The organism is Acidovorax delafieldii, from assembly GCF_007993815.1.
Lineage (GTDB): Bacteria > Pseudomonadota > Gammaproteobacteria > Burkholderiales > Burkholderiaceae_C > Acidovorax > Acidovorax delafieldii.
Map to the genome: position 1 here is coordinate 363,967 of NZ_VJWE01000016.1, position 16,014 is coordinate 379,980.

10 protein-coding genes are annotated in these 16,014 nt (G+C 66.8%); 5 read left to right on the forward strand and 5 right to left on the reverse strand.

Translation table 11 applies throughout. From position 1 onward, the window contains the following. Positions 1-121: 121 nt before the first annotated feature. From ATF69_RS19405 to ATF69_RS19420, 4 genes are all read left to right on the forward strand, one after another. Entirely contained in the window at positions 122-364 is a 243-nt protein-coding gene (locus ATF69_RS19405) for a hypothetical protein (RefSeq protein WP_056746242.1), read from the forward strand. Positions 365-423: 59 nt separating this feature from the next. Then, positions 424-9,039, forward strand: a complete 8,616-nt coding sequence (locus tag ATF69_RS19410; protein WP_146871998.1) for a glycoside hydrolase family 94 protein — start codon at positions 424-426, stop codon at positions 9,037-9,039. 226 nt (positions 9,040-9,265) lie between these two features. After that, a complete protein-coding gene (locus tag ATF69_RS19415) occupies positions 9,266-9,940 on the forward strand; it encodes a Crp/Fnr family transcriptional regulator (protein ID WP_056746691.1) in 675 nt (224 codons plus the stop codon). A gap of 212 nt (positions 9,941-10,152) precedes the next feature. After that, positions 10,153-10,857, forward strand: coding sequence for a Crp/Fnr family transcriptional regulator (locus ATF69_RS19420; RefSeq protein ID WP_056746240.1), 705 nt, complete (start codon positions 10,153-10,155; stop codon positions 10,855-10,857). A gap of 49 nt (positions 10,858-10,906) precedes the next feature. On the opposite strand, the gene ATF69_RS19425 is transcribed toward ATF69_RS19420, so the two are convergent. Beyond that, complete coding sequence (locus ATF69_RS19425) at positions 10,907-11,578, reverse strand: BON domain-containing protein (RefSeq protein ID WP_056746237.1); 672 nt, start codon at positions 11,576-11,578, stop codon at positions 10,907-10,909. Positions 11,579-11,747: 169 nt separating this feature from the next. Beyond that, positions 11,748-12,641 carry a GGDEF domain-containing protein gene (locus ATF69_RS19430; protein ID WP_146871999.1) on the reverse strand — a complete coding sequence of 298 codons (894 nt, stop codon included), beginning with the start codon at positions 12,639-12,641 and terminating at the stop codon, positions 11,748-11,750. A gap of 326 nt (positions 12,642-12,967) precedes the next feature. Between ATF69_RS19430 and ATF69_RS19435 the strand changes: the two genes are divergently transcribed. Beyond that, positions 12,968-13,993, forward strand: a complete 1,026-nt coding sequence (locus tag ATF69_RS19435; RefSeq protein WP_146871978.1) for a diguanylate cyclase — start codon at positions 12,968-12,970, stop codon at positions 13,991-13,993. An 18-nt stretch (positions 13,994-14,011) separates the two neighbouring features. Here ATF69_RS19435 and ATF69_RS19440 read toward each other — a convergent pair whose 3' ends face one another. From ATF69_RS19440 to ATF69_RS19450, 3 genes are all read right to left on the reverse strand, one after another. Continuing rightward, positions 14,012-15,097 carry a DUF72 domain-containing protein gene (locus ATF69_RS19440; protein ID WP_146871979.1) on the reverse strand — a complete coding sequence of 362 codons (1,086 nt, stop codon included), beginning with the start codon at positions 15,095-15,097 and terminating at the stop codon, positions 14,012-14,014. A 46-nt stretch (positions 15,098-15,143) separates the two neighbouring features. After that, a complete protein-coding gene (locus ATF69_RS19445; RefSeq protein ID WP_056063453.1) occupies positions 15,144-15,548 on the reverse strand; it encodes a hypothetical protein in 405 nt (134 codons plus the stop codon). Between the two features lie 241 nt (positions 15,549-15,789). Then, positions 15,790-16,014: DUF4148 domain-containing protein (locus ATF69_RS19450; protein WP_146871980.1), on the reverse strand; the 225-nt coding region annotated here is incomplete at its 5' end.

Here is a 16,014-nt window from a genome sequence, read left to right on the forward strand (position 1 = left end):
ATCAGACTGGCTGGGGTCTGTTCGACAGCGCACAGACGCGCAGCATGTGCCCCTTGTACAAGAGGATCGGAGCGTACCCGCCATGTGGTTGCGCCATTCACTTGTGTACCAGGAGCCGTCCATGTCCCATCCATCCAACCTTACCTCTGCGTGGGACACGTCTTCCGTGGGGCAGCCGGCAGACATATCGCTGCTGGAACTCTCCCATCTGGGTGAACACCTGGTGCATTGCGGCGCATTGCGGGGGCCGCTGGACCGGTTGCTCGGTGGCGCTGCATGGCTGCAGGCCCAGGTGGCAGAGCATGTGGTGACGGTTGCACTGCTGGTCACCTTGCTGGTGGGGGCTGTATCGCTGGTGCGGTAGGGCGCGCGCGCATGGGCTTACGCACACCATGGCCCTGGGTTCCCTACGCGATGGACCGCATGCTCGATGCCCGGGCAGGCTCGGTGCTGGAGCCCCTGCGGGCCGAAGTGTTTGGCGTGGCCCGCTTCGAAGAGCATGGCCGGCACCTCGGTTCCTCCCACGACGCAGGCAAGGCGCCCTTTGGCCGCACCACGTTTTACCCGCGTCTGCAGAGCAACATCCGCGCACTACGGGGCGCGTACCGCTACCTGTTTGACGCACCGCATGACGAGCATGCGATCAGCCCCGCCGCTGAATGGCTGTTTGACAACTTCCATTTGATCGAAAGCCAGCTCAAGGAGATCCGGGCCGGGCTACCGCCGCGTTACTACCGCTCGCTGCCCGTGCTCAAAGACGCTCCGCTGGTGGGCCTGCCGCGTGTGTACGGTGTGGCCTGGTCGTTTGTGGCCCATACCGACAGTGCGTTCGATGAATCGCTGCTCGTGCAGTACCTGAACGCTTACCAGGAGACCCGCGAGCTGAGCCAGGGCGAGCTGTGGGCGTTGCCCACCACGCTGCGCGTGGTGCTCATCGAAAACCTGCGCCGCCTGGCCGAGCGCCTGGCCAGCCACAAGGCCGCGCAGGAGCTGGCCAGCCTGTGCGCCGCCCGCAGCCAGGACCTGAACGGGCTGACACTGGATGCTGCCTGCGCCGCCATGGAGCGGCGTGGCGTGGCCCCGGTGTTCCTTGCCCACCTGGCGCAGTCGATGATGGGGCGCGGCGTGGTGGGCGGGCATGCCGCTGCAGGCACGCCATCGCCCGTGCAGCAGTGGTTGTTGTCCGCGGTGCCCGACCTGGTGGCGTTGCAGGCCCAGCAACAGATTAACCAGGCCGCCGACCAGCTGAGCATGGGCAATGCCGTTACCGCACTGCGGCGGGTGGGCGCTGCCGACTGGTCCGACATCATCAGCCAGACCAGCCTGGTGCTGCGCGCCATGCTGCAGTCGCCCGTGTTTGCGGCCGAGGACGAGTCCACCCGCAACACCACCTTGCATGGCATTGAAAACCTGTCAGCCCGCAGCGGGCAGGGCGAGGCCGCGGTGGCGCGGACGCTGCTATTGCTGATGTCGGGCGCAGACCGTGAGCCTCAGGATGAGACTGGGGCTGAACAGGCGTTGGCAGGCTATTGGCTGCAAGGCGCCGGGCGCGGCCAGCTGGAGCATGCCCTGGGCGTGCGCCGACATACCACCGATGTGTTGTCCCTGTGGCGTTCTGCGGTGGGTCTGTCGCGTGTGCCGTTGTACCTGGGCGCCTTGCTGCTGGGCTCGCTCGGTCTGCTGGCCTGGCTGATGGCGCCCCTGTGGGGTGTGCAGGCGGGGCCCGATACCAGCGCAGCCCATCTTGCGGGCCTGGCGCTGGTCGCCGCTTTGTTGCTGCTGCCCGTCTCCGAGATCGTGGTAGCCGTGGTCAACCGGCTCATTGGCGAATCCGTCCGGCCCACCTACATGCCCCGCTACCTGCTGCCAGCGGGCATTCCGGTATCGGCACGTGTGCTGGTGGCGATCCCGGCGCTGCTCAGCAGCACCGGCACCATCGACCGGCTGGTGCACCGCCTGCACCTGCATTACCTGGCCAACCCCGAGCCCTGTGCGCAGTTTGCGCTGCTGACCGACGGTGTGGATGCCGATCTGCAAGACCTGCCCGAAGACGGCCCGCTGCTGGCCCATGCCCAGAGCCAGATGCAGGCCCTGAACCAGCAGCACCCCTTCACTCCAGGCAGTGCCCCGCGTTTTGTGCTGCTGCACCGCGCGCGCACCTACAGCCCTACGCAGCAGCAGTGGATCGGCTGGGAGCGCAAGCGCGGCAAGCTCGAACAGCTGGTGGCCGCACTCGCCACCGGGGGGCAGGGCGCCTTCCTGGACCTGGACGAACTCTCGCACCTCGCACCGCAGACCCGCTATGTGCTCACGCTGGACAGCGATACGCAGCTGCCCCCGGGCCGCCTGCGCAGCCTGGTGGGTGTGGCTGAGCACCCCGAGAACCAGCCCCGGCTGGATGCCACAGGCCAGCGCGTGGTGCAGGGCTACGGCATCCTGCAGCCCCGGGTGCTGGCGCCACTGCCCACTTTTGCCACCACCTCGTTGTGGCAGTGGCTGTTTGCGGGCCAGCAGGGGCTGGACCCGTACAGCGCCATGACCTCCGACGTGTACCAGGATTTTTTTGCCGAAGGCAGCTTCACCGGCAAGGGCCTGCTGCATGTGGCCACCGTGCACGCCGTGCTGGGCGGGCGCCTGCCAGCCGACCAGGTGCTGAGCCACGACCTGCTCGAAGGTGCGCTGGCACGCTGCGCCGTGGTGAGCGATTTGACGCTGGTGGAGGCGGAGCCCGAACACAGCGATACCGCCGCCGCCCGCCTGCACCGCTGGACGCGGGGCGACTGGCAGCTGTGGCCCTTTCTGGTCCATGCCCAGCGCTGGGGCCTTTCGCCCATCAACCGCTGGAAGCTGCTGGACAACCTGCGCCGCTCGCTCGTGGCGCCCGCATCGCTGGTACTGGTGGTGCTGGCCCTGGCGGGGCTGGGCCTGCCTTTGGCCAGCACGCTGGCGCTGGTGGTGGCTGCCTATGTGGCTGCGCCCTTGATGGGCGCGCTGGCGGGCTGGGTGCCCAGCCGCTTTGGGCTGGTCGGCATGCGTTTTGTGCACGAAGCATCGGGCGACCTGTTGCGCGCCCTGGCCAGTGGTGTGTGGCACCTGGCCCTGCTGCCGCAGCAAGCGCTGCTGCTGGGCGATGCCGTGGTGCGCACCGTGCACCGGCAGGCCGTGAGCCGCTGGCACCTGCTGGAGTGGACCACGGCCGAGGCCGCGCAGAGCAGCCTGATCACAGGCCTGGCGGCCACGCTGCGCAGACACAAGGCGGCACCCTTGCTGGCGGTGGGCTGTGGCCTGGCACTGTGGGCCGGTGGAAACTTGGCGCCTTGGACTTTGGTGGGGCCGCTGCTCGCGCTGTGGGCGCTGTCGCCGCTGCTGGTGTGGCTGGCCAACTGCGTTCCGTCTGGTCGGGGCAACGCAACCTTGTCGGCGCAAGACCAGGACCTGCTGCACGGCGTGGCGCGAGACACCTGGCGATTGTTCGAGCGCTGTGTAGATGCCTCCAACCATCACCTGCCGCCCGACAACCTGCAGACCGCTCCGTATGAAATGGTGGCGCACCGTACCTCGCCCACCAACATCGGGCTGTACCTGCTGAGCGCCAGTTGTGCGCGCCGGTTCGGCTGGATCGGCACGCTGGAGCTGCTCGACCGGCTCGAAGCCACCCTCGCGACCCTGCAAGTGATGGAACGGCACCGGGGCCACTTCCTGAACTGGTACGACACCGAAACCCTGCAGCCTTTGCACCCTCGGTATGTGTCCACGGTGGACAGCGGTAACCTCTGCGCCCACCTTGTGGCCGTGGCGCAGGCCTGCCATGCGCTGGCGGCGCAGCCGCTGTCGCCGCAGGCGGGCGAGCAGGCCATTCGCGCATCGCTGGCGCGGCTGCAGCCCCGGCTGGGCATCCACCACCCCGGCATGCGCGGGTTGCACCACCCCTCTGCGCTGAGCCGCCTGCTTGGCGTGCGCGCGCCAGACGCAGCGCATCTGCCAGAGGCCACGGCGTTTCGCGCGCTGCTGGCGCAGGCGCAGGACGAACTGCGCAGCATGGCCCAGCCACGCCACCCGGCCATCGTGCACAGCCCGCCGACGGAACAGGACGAACTGCTGTGGCTGCTGGCCGACCACCTGGCCACACTGCAGTCGGTGGACCGTGACCAGCAAGCAGCACACCACGGCGGCGCACCCGAGACCACGCGCCGCCTCATGGCCCTGGCCGAGGGGCTGGACGCCCTGGCCTGGCAGGCAGACTTCCGGTTTCTGTACCACCCCCGGCGGCACCTGCTGCACATTGGCTACCGGGTGGACGAGCAGCAGTTGGACACCTCGTTTTATGACCTGCTCGCGTCCGAGTCGCGCACCACCAGCCTCCTGGCTGTGGCCAAGGGCGACCTGCTGGTGAAACACTGGGCGGCCCTGGGGCGGCCGTTTTTCGCGAGCGGCCACCATGCGGTGCTGCGCTCGTGGTCGGGCTCGATGTTCGAGTACCTGATGCCCACGCTGGTCATGGCTGAGCCGTATCACAGCGCCCTGGGCGAGGCAGGGCGGTCGGCCCTGCGCGAGCAGGTGGCGCTGGTGCAGGGGCTGGGCAAAGATATGCCCTGGGGCATCTCTGAATGCGCCTATGCTGGGCGCGACCACACCCTGGCGTACCAGTACGCGCCGCAGGGTGTGCCACGCCTGGCCTTGCGCCGCACGCCGGTGGGCGAGATGGTGATTGCGCCCTATGCCACGGCGCTGGCCACGCAGGTGGATGCCCGAGCAGCCTGCGCCAACTTCCGCACCCTGGAAGCGCTGTCGGCGCGTGGGCGCTACGGCTTCTACGAGGCATTGGACTTCACGCCCGAACGGCAGACCCACGGCGAGCGGTTTACCCTGGTCAGCACCTACATGGCCCACCACCAGGGCATGACCATCGTGGCGCTGGCCAATGTGCTGCTCAGCGGCGTGGCCCAGCGCTGGGGCACGGCGCATGCCCGCATTGAGGCCGTGCTGCCGTTGCTGCAGGAGCGCGCCCCGCGCGAGCTCCCCACCTTGCAGGCGACACCGCCGCGTCTGCCGCTGCATGCGCGCCAGCAAAAAACGCCGGACCATGTGCGCTCTGTCACCCCGGGTGCCCACGCGCTGGAGCCGACACACCTGCTGGGCAACGGGCGCTACAGCGTCACCCTGCGCGCCAATGGGGCAGGGTGGAGCCGCTGGCACCAGACGGGCATCACCCGCTGGCGCGACGATGCGCTGCGCGATGCGCACGGCAGTTTTCTGTATGTGCGGCAGTTGGGCTCCAGCGTGCCCGTGTCCGTCACCAGCCACCCCGCTCCCGACGCGCGAGCGGTGTACGGCAGCATCTTCCACACCGACCGCGTGTGTTTTGATGCACTGTGGCCGGGGTTGCGCGTGCACACCACGGTGTGGGTGAGCCCGGAAGACGACATCGAACTGCGCAAGGTGGTGGTGAGCAACCTGGGCGACGCGGTGATCGAGCTGGAGCTGATCTCGGCCTTGGACATCACCCTGGCCACCCACGCGGCTGACGAGGCGCACCCCGCGTTCTCCAACCTTTTTATTGCCGCCGATTGGCTGCCTGCACAGCAGGCCCTGCGGTTTGTGCGCACCCCCCGCCTGCAGACCGAGACCACCCTGCAGGCTGCGCACTTTGTGGCAGATACCCAAGGTCATGTGCTGGGCCTGCGTTGCCAGACAGACCGGCAGCTCTGGCTGGGGCGCAACCACACGCCAGGCCAGCCGTTGGCGATGCTGGACTGTGTGCCGGAGGTGCCCGCCACGCTGGACACGGGCTTGGACCCGGTAGCCGCCATGGGCGTGATGCTGCGCATTGCGCCCGGCGCGCAGGCCTGTGTCACGTTTGCCACGGCGGCATCGCCAGACCCGGCCACGCTGCTGGCCATCATCGACAAGTACCGCCAGCCCAGCTATCTGGAGCGGGCATCGGCCATGTCGGCCACGCTCGCCAGCATCCAGTGGGCATCGCACCGCCCGCACCGCGACTACCTACCCGCGCTGCAGGCACTGACCACGGCGCTGGTGTTCACGCTGCCCAAGGTCCACAGCACCCACCTGGGTGTGCTGACCGAGGCCCAGGCCGCCCGCCCCGTGTGTGACCGGCGCACGCTGTGGCAACTGGGCCTGTCGGGTGACCGGCCCATTGTGCTGGTGATGGCCGGATCGCCCCAGGGCATGGGCCTGCTGCGCACGCTGGCCCAGGCGCTGCGCGAATGGGCGCATGGCGGCGTGGCCTGCGACCTGGTGGTGCTCAGCAGTGAGTCTCACTCGTACCATATGCCCTTGCAGCGCGAGCTGACGCTGCTGCGCGAACACCACGATGCCGACCTCGCCACACACACCGGCCCGGCGGTGACCAGCCTGCGGGTGCTGCGGCTCGATGAGCTGTCGGCTGCACAGCTGGGCACCTTGGCGAGCCTGGCCCGTATCACCCTCCATGCTGATGGCCATGCCCTCATGCACCAGGTGAAAGCCTGGGTGGCGGCACACGGCGTGCCCCTGGCCAGCCCCTGGCGCGGCGGCGCCACCGACGAAGTGCCCACGCACCAAGGCAGCACGCGGGTGCCCGCGCCGGAGGGCAGCTTTGCACCGGTCTCCGGCACCTTTGGGTTTGATGTGTCCGCCGCGCTGCGGCCCACCAAACCCTGGGTCAATGTGTTGGCCAATGCGCAGCTGGGGGCCATGGTGTCGGAAACTGGCGCAGGCAACACCTGGGCGCTCAACAGCCGCCTGAACCAGCTCACCGCATGGTCCAACGACCCGGTGGCCGACCCGCCCGCCGAATGGCTGCTGCTGCAGGACCGCCGCACGCGTGAGGTGTGGGGCCTGACGCCCTCGGCCTGGGGTGCGGCCGATGTGGCGTACCGCGTGGAGCACGCCCAGGGTACTACCACCATCCGCCACCGCCGAGGCGCGCTGGAGGTGGAGGTGCGCTGGTGTGTGGACCCCGTCACCGCCATCAAGCAGGTGTTTGTGCAGGTGCGAAACCTGGGCAACCGGCGCGAGCACTTGCGCCTGGTGGGCATGGTGGAGTGGATGATGGGCGAAAAACGCGGCGACCGTGCCACGCTGTCCACCGCACCGTGTTTTGCGCCACTGCCCGATGGCCGCTTGCTGGGCCTGCTGTGCACGCAGACCGAGGCGGCCGCAGGCTTGGGCGGGGGCACAGCCTTTTTCTGCGAGGCCTCGGCCGGGCCGGGCACGGACGACCGTGCCAACGACAGCCTGGACTGGACGAGCGACCGCCGCGAGTTCTTCGATGCGCAGGGCGATCTGGTGGTGCCCCTGCAGCTGGGGCAGCGCAGCGGGTTTGGGCTGGACCCCTGTGCAGCCCTGTCGCGTTTGGTGACCTTGCGGGCCGGGGCGGTGTTCGAGCGCGTGTACCTGATGGGCTACGCACCCACCGAGGCTGCGGCACGCTCGCTGGCGCAAGAGGCCATGGCCGTGGCGGCCCGTACACGCGAGCAGGCCACGCTGGACCGGTGGAACGAACTGCTGGGTGCCACGCAGGTGACCACGCCCGACCCGCTGTTCGATGTGCTGGTCAACCGCTGGCTGCTGTACCAGACGGTGTCTTCACGCCTGTTTGCCAAAGCGGGCTTTTACCAGGCGGGTGGTGCCACGGGCTACCGCGACCAGTTGCAGGATGCCATGGCGCTGGCCTGGGCGCAGCCGGGCACCTTGCGCGCGCAGATTGTTCTGTGCGCGTCGCGCCAGTTTGAAGCGGGCGATGTGCAGCATTGGTGGCACACGCCGGGTGGGGCCGGGGTGCGCACGCATTTCTCGGACGACCTGCTGTGGCTGCCCTTTGCCTGCGCGCATTACCTGCAGCGCACGGCAGACCACAGCTTGCTGGAGGAGCAGGTGGCGTTCCTTGAAGGTTCTGCGATCCCCGAAGGGGCGGAAGACATCTACGAATCCCCCAGCGCCAGCGCCACAACGGCCAGTGTGTACGAGCATGCCGCCCGCACCATAGACCGCAGCCTGCGCACCGGCGCACATGGCCTGCCGCTGATGGGCGGGGGCGACTGGAACGACGGCATGAACCGCGTGGGCGACGGTGGGCGCGGTGAATCGGTGTGGCTGGCGTGGTTCCTGTGCGCCATCGTCACCGACTGGATTCCGATCGCCCGCGATCATGGCGATTGGGAGCGCGTGCAGCGCTGGGACGCTGCCCTGACCGGCTGGCGCGTGGCACTGGAAAACCAGGCGTGGGACGGTGACTGGTACCAGCGCGCCTTTTTTGACGATGGCACGGCCCTGGGCAGCCACACGCGGGACGAGGGTCGCATTGACCTGATCGCGCAGGCCTGGGCAGTGCTCTCGGGCGCAGCAAAGCTTGCGCGGCAGCGCCAGGCCATGGACGCGATCGAGGCGCATCTGGTCAACCCCGCAGCAGGCTTGATCCAGCTGCTGGCGCCCCCGCTGCGCCATGCATCACCCAGCGCGGGCTACATCCAGGCCTACCCGCCCGGCGTGCGCGAGAACGGCGGGCAGTATGCCCATGGCGGCGTATGGGCGCTAATGGCCGCCGCAGAACTGGCGCTGCAGAAGCCTGAGCACCCCGGTGCGTTCGATGTGCCTTGCCGTTACTTCACCTACCTGAGTCCGGCGCACCGCGCCCGCCACCCCGTCTGGGGGCCGGTGTATGCCGTCGAGCCCTATGTGATGGCGGCCGACATCTACAGCCAGCCGCCCTATGTGGGGCGCGGCGGCTGGAGTTGGTACACCGGAGCAGCAGGCTGGCTGCACCGAGCAGCGGTGGAGTCCATCGTGGGGCTGCAGATGCGGGCGCAAGAGCTGTTCTTCACGCCTTGTCTGCCGCCACACTGGCCGGGTTCAGAGCTGACGCTGGTGCGTTCAGGACGCACGCTGCGGTTTGTGCTGGTGCGCGTTGCCGCAGGAGCCTCAGCGGTCTTGCCGTCGAACGTCCCACCGGACGCCCGATGGTTGCAGGTGGGCGAGCGGCTACGCTGGGGTGACGGGCCCGATGGCCAGTGTTTTGTGATTCCGTTGCCTGGGTAGGGCATGCGCAGAGTGCATCTTTTGTGGGGCCTTGGTGCACCTTGACATCCGGCATTTGGTAATTGTGTGTATGTGCGATACCGTACAGACCTTGTTCGGCGCGCTGCCACAAACTTGCGGCATGCCCAGGCGGCAGGCAAGGCCGCAGGGGCACAGCACCGCGATACACCAAGGTTCCACCATCAAACGCTCCAATATCCCCCTTCAAAACCAGTTGCTGGCAGCCTTGCCCGAGCCAGACCTGCAGCGCTGGCTGCCATTGCTGGAACCTGTGGAACTGGCTTTGGGACAGGTGCTGTACGAATCGGGTGCGGCCATGCCGCACGTGTATTTCCCCACCAGTGCCATCGTGTCGCTGCTGTATGTGCTGGAGGATGGCGCGTCGGCGGAGATCGCGGTGGTGGGCTACGAGGGCTTGGTGGGCATATCGATCTTCATGGGCGGTGGAACCACGCCCAGCCGGGCAGTGGTGCAAAGTGCTGGGGCGGGATTTCGGCTGCGTGCGGACGTCATCAAATCCGAGTTTGAACATGCAGGACCGGTCATGCACCTGTTGCTGCGCTACACGCAGGCACTCATCACCCAGATGGCACAAACCGCCGTGTGCAACCGCCACCACTCGCTGGACCAGCAGCTGTGTCGCTGGCTGCTGCTGAGTCTGGACCGCTTGCCCAGCACCCAGTTGATCATGACGCAAGAGTTGATCGCCAACATGCTGGGCGTGCGGCGCGAAGGGGTGACCGAGGCCGCACTCAAGCTGCAGCGGTCGGGCCTCATCAGCTATGCGCGCGGGCACATCAACGTGCTGGACCGCCCGGGGCTGGAGCGCCGCACCTGCGAGTGCTATGAGGTGGTCAAAAAGGAATACGACCGACTGCTGCCATTGGTCGTAGCGAGCTAGGGGCGCCGACCTGGCAGACAGTGTGAATCGGTCCCCCTCTGATCCTGCGGGATGAAGACGTCGCACAGGGCCTGCACCCTGTGTGCGCTGGCAGACAGTCGCACCGCGCAAAGCCACCCACACTGGGCTCCACCTTGCGCAAGGCAAGGCATTGCGCAGGGGTCCTGGCGCTGCACTCCCGTGCAGTGCGGACAACAGCCCAAGGCCCCGCAATGCAAAGCAAAGACAACACCCTTCTTCAGCAACTGCCGACTGCGGCGCGCGAGCGTTTGCTGCAGCACTGCGAGCCCTTCGAGCTGGTACTTTCAGCCGAACTGAGCACCCGCGGCCGACCACTGGCGCATGCCCATTTCCCGACCGAAGGTTTTTTGTCGCTGGTCATTGATGTGGACAGCCACCCCCCGCTGGAAGTGGGGATGGTGGGGTCAGAGGCCATGCTGGGCTCGGAGCTGATCCTGGGGCTCGCAGCCACGCCGTGGCGGGCCCTGGTGCAGGGCGCCGGGTCTAGCTGGCGCATTGGCGCCAAACAGTTGCGTGCGCAGATCGACGCGATTCCCGAATTGGAGGCCTTGATTCAGGCCTGCCTGCTGGCGCGACTGCACCAGCAGACGCTGGCTGCAGCGTGCCAGCGCTATCACCTCATTGCCCCCCGCCTGGCGCGCTGGCTGCTGATGAGCCAGGACCGATCGTTGTCGGACTCGTTTCACCTCACGCAAGAATTCATGGCACTGATGCTGGGCGTGCGCCGCGTGGGAGTGACGGAGGCGGCGGGGCACTTTCAGGATGCGGGCCTGATCACCTACCAGCGGGGTGAACTCACCGTGCTCAACCGTAAAGCGTTGGAGGCCGAGGCCTGCAGTTGCTACGCAGCGGACAAGGCCATCTATCGTCGGTTGATGAAATACAGCAGCCCGTAGCTCGCCGGAGTTCTGGCTAAGGACTGCGGGTACCGGGTTGACTTCTCATTCACGGTTTGATCTGCAGATCGTCTTGAATGCTGCGAATGCCCAGCACGCTGTGGGCAATCGTCACCCAGCGGTTGGCGCGGGGCATGCCCTGTGGTTGCATGACATTGGGAGATTCAGGCGCCGGAATGGGTGGGGGCAGGGGGGAATCGGCATGCACTGCACTGGCGGGGGCGGAGTGCTCGTCGGCACCCGTTGGGGCGTGGCGTTCCTGGTAGAGCTGGCTGGGTACGGGAGCCAGCAACCGCTTGGCGCGCAGCGCCTGCAGGTCCGGCGTGTGGCCTTGGCGTACTGCCAGAGCCGGCGCGGTGCCATTGGAGAACATGAAACTGTCCACCGATTTCACACCGGACACGGTTTGCGCCACAAACACAGCCAGGTCGATCTGCGTGGGGTCTGCGGCCATGCCGCTGAGCAGCACCACGCCCTGGTGCGATTCCACACGGATGTTGTAGCTATTGACTACGGGTGACAGGATGAGTGCGGCCCGCACCCGCGAAGTGATCACGCCGTCTTCCAGGTAGGCCACCGGCGACGGGCTGGCGGGTGGCCACTCGGTCACCATATCGCTGCGCTTGCAGCCCTGCAGCGGCAGCAGTGCAAGCACCATCATCAGCGCAGAAAGGGCGGTAGGCAGCGGCTGTTGGTGACGCTGAAGTGTCGGGTGGCGCATGGTGAAAGATTCCCTGGAAAAGCCCGGTCGCCCAAGCGGGGTTGGCCGTGTCTTCACTGTGTGCCCCCGTGGTGCGTTTGTCTGTTCGTAACCGTACCCACCCAGGTGTGAGCAGCCGTTGCGGGCTGCGAAGCCAGGCTGATGGCTGCCGCAAGCCAGGGCCTCCAGCTCAAGGGTGCTGGTCCGGGCGGTCTGTGATGTCGGTACCTTCCGTTTTTCCAAACGCATACCCGCATCGTTCGCGCTTGGCGGCATACATGGCTGCGTCGGCACAGGCCAGCAGGGCGTCTGCCTGCGTGCCATGCTGGGGGCAGATGGCCACCCCGATGCTGGGGCGCACCAGCAGTTGCAGGTGGCCAATCTTCATGGGGCAACACACCGCCTGCAGCAGTTTGGCGCACAACTGGTGTAGCGGCGCTTCGTCCGCCACACCTCGGAGCAGGCAGGCAAACTCATCGCCGCCCAGGCGCACCACCAGGTCGCCATGGCGCACAGCGGCGTTCAGTCGCGCGGCTGTGATGCGCAATACCTCGTCGCCCACGCCGTGACCGTGGGTGTCGTTCACGGTCTTGAAGTTGTCGAGGTCGATGAACAACACCGTCGGTCCGGGTTGCAGGGAGTGCCTTTGGTCCAGCAAGTCTTCCAGGCGCAGTAGCAGATGGCGCCGGTTGGGCAGGTTGGTCAACTCGTCGTGCAGCGCCTGGTGTCGCGCCAGGCGCTCACCGTTGCGCACGCGGTCCAAATCGGCCAGCGCCTGGGTCAGTGCCGCCTGAGTGCCTTCCATGGTGCGCTCCAGGGCGTGGCGTTCTGCGGCTTCACGCGCCATTACCTGCAGCATCTGCTGCATGGCTGCCACACAGGTGCTCACACTGGGCTCGCCCAGGTTTTGATTGGCATGCGATGGGGGCGCCATCCACAGCCGGCCGTGCTGGGTGCTGGAGCCCTGTGCCCACTTCACTTGCAGCGAACGCAGCCACAGCTTCCAGCGCTGGACTTGTTCTGCTGTGGGCCAAGTGGCCGCCAGGGCCTTGCCCCACTCCCATGGTCTTTGGTTGCTGTCCATACGATTCATCAGGTGTTTCCGCCTCGCGGCACGAAGACGGTATGAGCCACAACACCGACGCCGCTCCGGTGTGCCTGCCTCACCAGGTCAAGCGGTTGGCGGGCCAGCCAAGGCATCTGAACAGTGATTTGCCAGTGCCAGAGTCTGCTTGCTGCAAGGGGCGTGTACCGTCTGGCAGCGCACATAAACGTGGTAGGCAGCGCTGGCAAGGTCAATGTTGCAGGTGTTACATTTGTTCGAAGCGTTAGCTGCCGCGGGCGCAGCGCCTTTGCAAAGCGCTTCAGGCCGTTGCCCAGCACCTTCCGTCCCCGCCAAGGAACCGTCCCATGTCACCAGAACGCCAACGGCTCATCCGCATGCTGTTCGACGAGTACATCGAGATGTATGCCGGACGCGATGCCCGGCTGGTGGATCGCTTCAGCGAGAACTTCAGCGGCTTTGCGGGCAGCAGCGACAAGCTCATCAAAACCCGCAGCGAATGGGTGGACATCACGCAGACCGACTTTGCGCAGGTGCCCGGGCGCATCGGCATCGAGGTGCTGGACCTGTTCCCGCAGGAACTGGGCGCCGATGTGCTGGCCGTGACCGCGTTTTTCCACATCCACCTGCCCAACCCCGACCCGCTGTTTGCCAGCGAGACCGCCCGCTTGGTGCTCGTCTTCCGGCAGGAGGGCGATGACTGGAAGATTGCGCACAGCAGCATCTCCATCCCGTATGGACTGGCCCGAGACGGCGAGGTGTACCCCGTCAGCCGCCTACAGCAGCGCAACCAGGAGCTGCAGACGTTGGTGGATGAGCGCACCCAGGCGCTGGCCCAGGCCAACAACCAGCTGCAGCTGCTCAGCAACACCGACGGCCTGACCGGTATCGCCAACCGCCGCCATTTTGACCAGACCTTGGCCCATGAATGGGCTCGCGCACAACGGGCCCACGGACCGCTGTCGCTGATCATGCTGGACGTGGATGTGTTCAAGCACTTCAACGACCACTACGGCCATCTGGCGGGCGATGCCTGCCTCAAATCCCTGGCCTTGACGCTGGCACAGACCGGGGGACGGCGCGATGGCGACCTGGTGGCGCGCTTTGGCGGCGAGGAGTTTGTGGTGCTGCTGCCCGGCGCCGATGCCCAGGTCGCCCTGGAGATGGCCCAGCACATCCAGCAAGCCATCCGGGCACTGGCCCTGCCGCACGAGGGTGCGCCGTGGGGCATCGTGACGGTGAGCTTCGGCGTGGCCACCATGGCGCCGCAGCGCGAGCAGCTGGCCGAAGAGCTGGTACGCCGCGCGGACCGCGCGATGTACCGTGCCAAGCAAGGCGGCCGCAACCGCATCGAGCAGGCGCCGGAGCAATAAAACCGGGTGGGTCGAGTTTTACCTGGCCGCCAGCCGAGCGAATTCTTCCGCCACGCCCCGCACCGTGAGTGGCGCACAGCCTTCGGCATGGTTGCTGATGGTCACGAAGGCGTTCTGTCCACGGCCTGTGATGCCTGCGATCACTGCGGCCAGTGCCGCCCGGGTGTCCAGGTCCGGGTGGTGCAGGCGGTCGTAGGGTTCGTACATCCGCTCGGCCTCTTCATAGCCGTAGGGGCCGTGCACAGGGTTCAGGTTCCAGCGGCACACCAGCGGGCTAGGCCACAGAGCACGCAGCAGGGGCAGTTGGTCGGGGAGCGGCGGCATCTTGGCATGCAGCCCCAGGCAATAGGTGGCGCCCGCTTCACGCAGCACGGCCGCAAAGTCGGGCGTCAGCCACTCGGGGTCGCGCACCTCCACGGCAATCACCCCATCGGGCGCCAGTGGTGCCAGCGGGGGCAGGGCCAGCAGCATGGCACGCAGGCGATCCAGCAAGGCGGGCATGCGATCCAGCTGCGCCAGCGGCAGGGGGCTGAGCTGGAATACCAGCGCGCCCAGCTTGTGGCCCAGGCCCTGGAGCGCCGGCTCCACACATTCGCTGCGGGCCAGCTCGGGGCTCAAGAACGCCGGGTTGGGCTGGCGACCGCGTCCGTCTTCGCTGCGCACCAGTGCATCCGTCACCACGCTGGGCGCCTTGACCACAAACCGGAAGTCGTCGGGCACCTGCGACGCATAGCGCTCGTACTGGCTCACCGTGAGCGGTCGGTAGAAGCTGCGGTCGATGCTCACCGTGCGCATCAGCGGGTGCTGGGCGTACACGGCCAGCCCCTGTTTCGACAGCTGCGTGTCGGAATGCTCGCCCTCCCACACCAGGCCTTTCCAGCCAGGGTAGGTCCATGACGAAGTGCCCAGGCGCAACTGGCGGGGCAGGGCAGCAGCCAAGGCTTCCAGAGCGTCGTCCAGAACAACTGAGGCTACCGTGCCAGACCGAGTACGCCGTGCAGTGGACTCAGCGCCTTGCGTGGGGGATGGAGCCGATGGCCCGTTGGCCGGCATGTCTGCCGGCGGGGGCTTGGGAAGCGTGTCGCCAAAAAGATCGTCTTGCATGCGCTGCGGTGGTGCGGCTTGGTGCGGTACGGCGGGGCAGGTTGCGCTACGAGCTGCCAAACAGCCCGCTCTCGTCCAGCAGGTCAAACGTGATCTGGGGGTGGGTGTCCATGCTTTTCTTGATGGCAGCCGGTATGGCCTGCCGTGTCTTGCGGCACAGGCCCGGCTGTTCGTGCACCAGGATCGCAATTCCCCGCAGGCTGCGCACCTCGTTCGGGCTTTGGGTGATAGACAGGCGGATGCCCAGTTGCTGCTCCATGCGCTCCTGCATCCTGCGCAGGTCGGCAAGACTGCCCAGGTTCTCCAGGCGCTCCAGCATCTTCTTTTCTTCGCTGCGCGTGAGCATCAGGATGCGCAGATCTCCCCCCGGTGCTTGCAGCAACGCCTCCCGGTCGCACACGCAGGTGCCAGGGGGGCATTCGGTACGGATGGGGAAAGGTGGGAGGGACATGAAGCGGCGTGCGAACAGTCCTTCATTCTATGAAGGGCTGACCGTGCCGAGCGTGTGGCCACCCGCAAGTCCATGCGGCCCAACAACAAAAAGGGCTCCCAAAGGGAGCCCTTTTTGCCTGCCCGCCCCTGCGGTTCAGTTAACACTCCCCATGGCAGCGACACCCGCACCGCGCGAAGTGCCACCGCCATGGGAAGTCCCGCAACTGCTTCAAACCAATCTCAGCAGTTGGTCTGCCAAATTACATGGCGCTGAATTCGCCCGAAGGGATCTGGCCGGTGCGCACGGCTTCGGCAGCTTGGGCACGCACGGCAGCGCGGTCGGCGGTGGACTTATAGGTCACCACACGCGAGCCTGCGGGTTCCATGTTGTGGGTGCGGGCTTCGACAACAGCTTCGGCAGCCACTTCAGCGCGGGTGCGGTTGGTGTCGAACTTCAGGGCAAATTGCGAGCCATCGGCTTCATC

What these genes read in the sequence shown, in the direction of transcription:
- ATF69_RS19445 (WP_056063453.1), bottom strand. Translation starts at nt 15,548, where the DNA reads ATGTCCCTCCCACCTTTCCCCATCCGTACCGAATGCCCCCCTGGCACC.
- ATF69_RS19420 (WP_056746240.1), top strand. Translation starts at nt 10,153, where the DNA reads ATGCAAAGCAAAGACAACACCCTTCTTCAGCAACTGCCGACTGCGGCG.
- ATF69_RS19425 (WP_056746237.1), bottom strand. Translation starts at nt 11,578, where the DNA reads ATGCGCCACCCGACACTTCAGCGTCACCAACAGCCGCTGCCTACCGCC.
- ATF69_RS19430 (WP_146871999.1), bottom strand. Translation starts at nt 12,641, where the DNA reads ATGGACAGCAACCAAAGACCATGGGAGTGGGGCAAGGCCCTGGCGGCC.
- ATF69_RS19435 (WP_146871978.1), top strand. Translation starts at nt 12,968, where the DNA reads ATGTCACCAGAACGCCAACGGCTCATCCGCATGCTGTTCGACGAGTAC.
- ATF69_RS19440 (WP_146871979.1), bottom strand. Translation starts at nt 15,097, where the DNA reads ATGCAAGACGATCTTTTTGGCGACACGCTTCCCAAGCCCCCGCCGGCA.
- ATF69_RS19410 (WP_146871998.1), top strand. Translation starts at nt 424, where the DNA reads ATGCTCGATGCCCGGGCAGGCTCGGTGCTGGAGCCCCTGCGGGCCGAA.
- ATF69_RS19405 (WP_056746242.1), top strand. Translation starts at nt 122, where the DNA reads ATGTCCCATCCATCCAACCTTACCTCTGCGTGGGACACGTCTTCCGTG.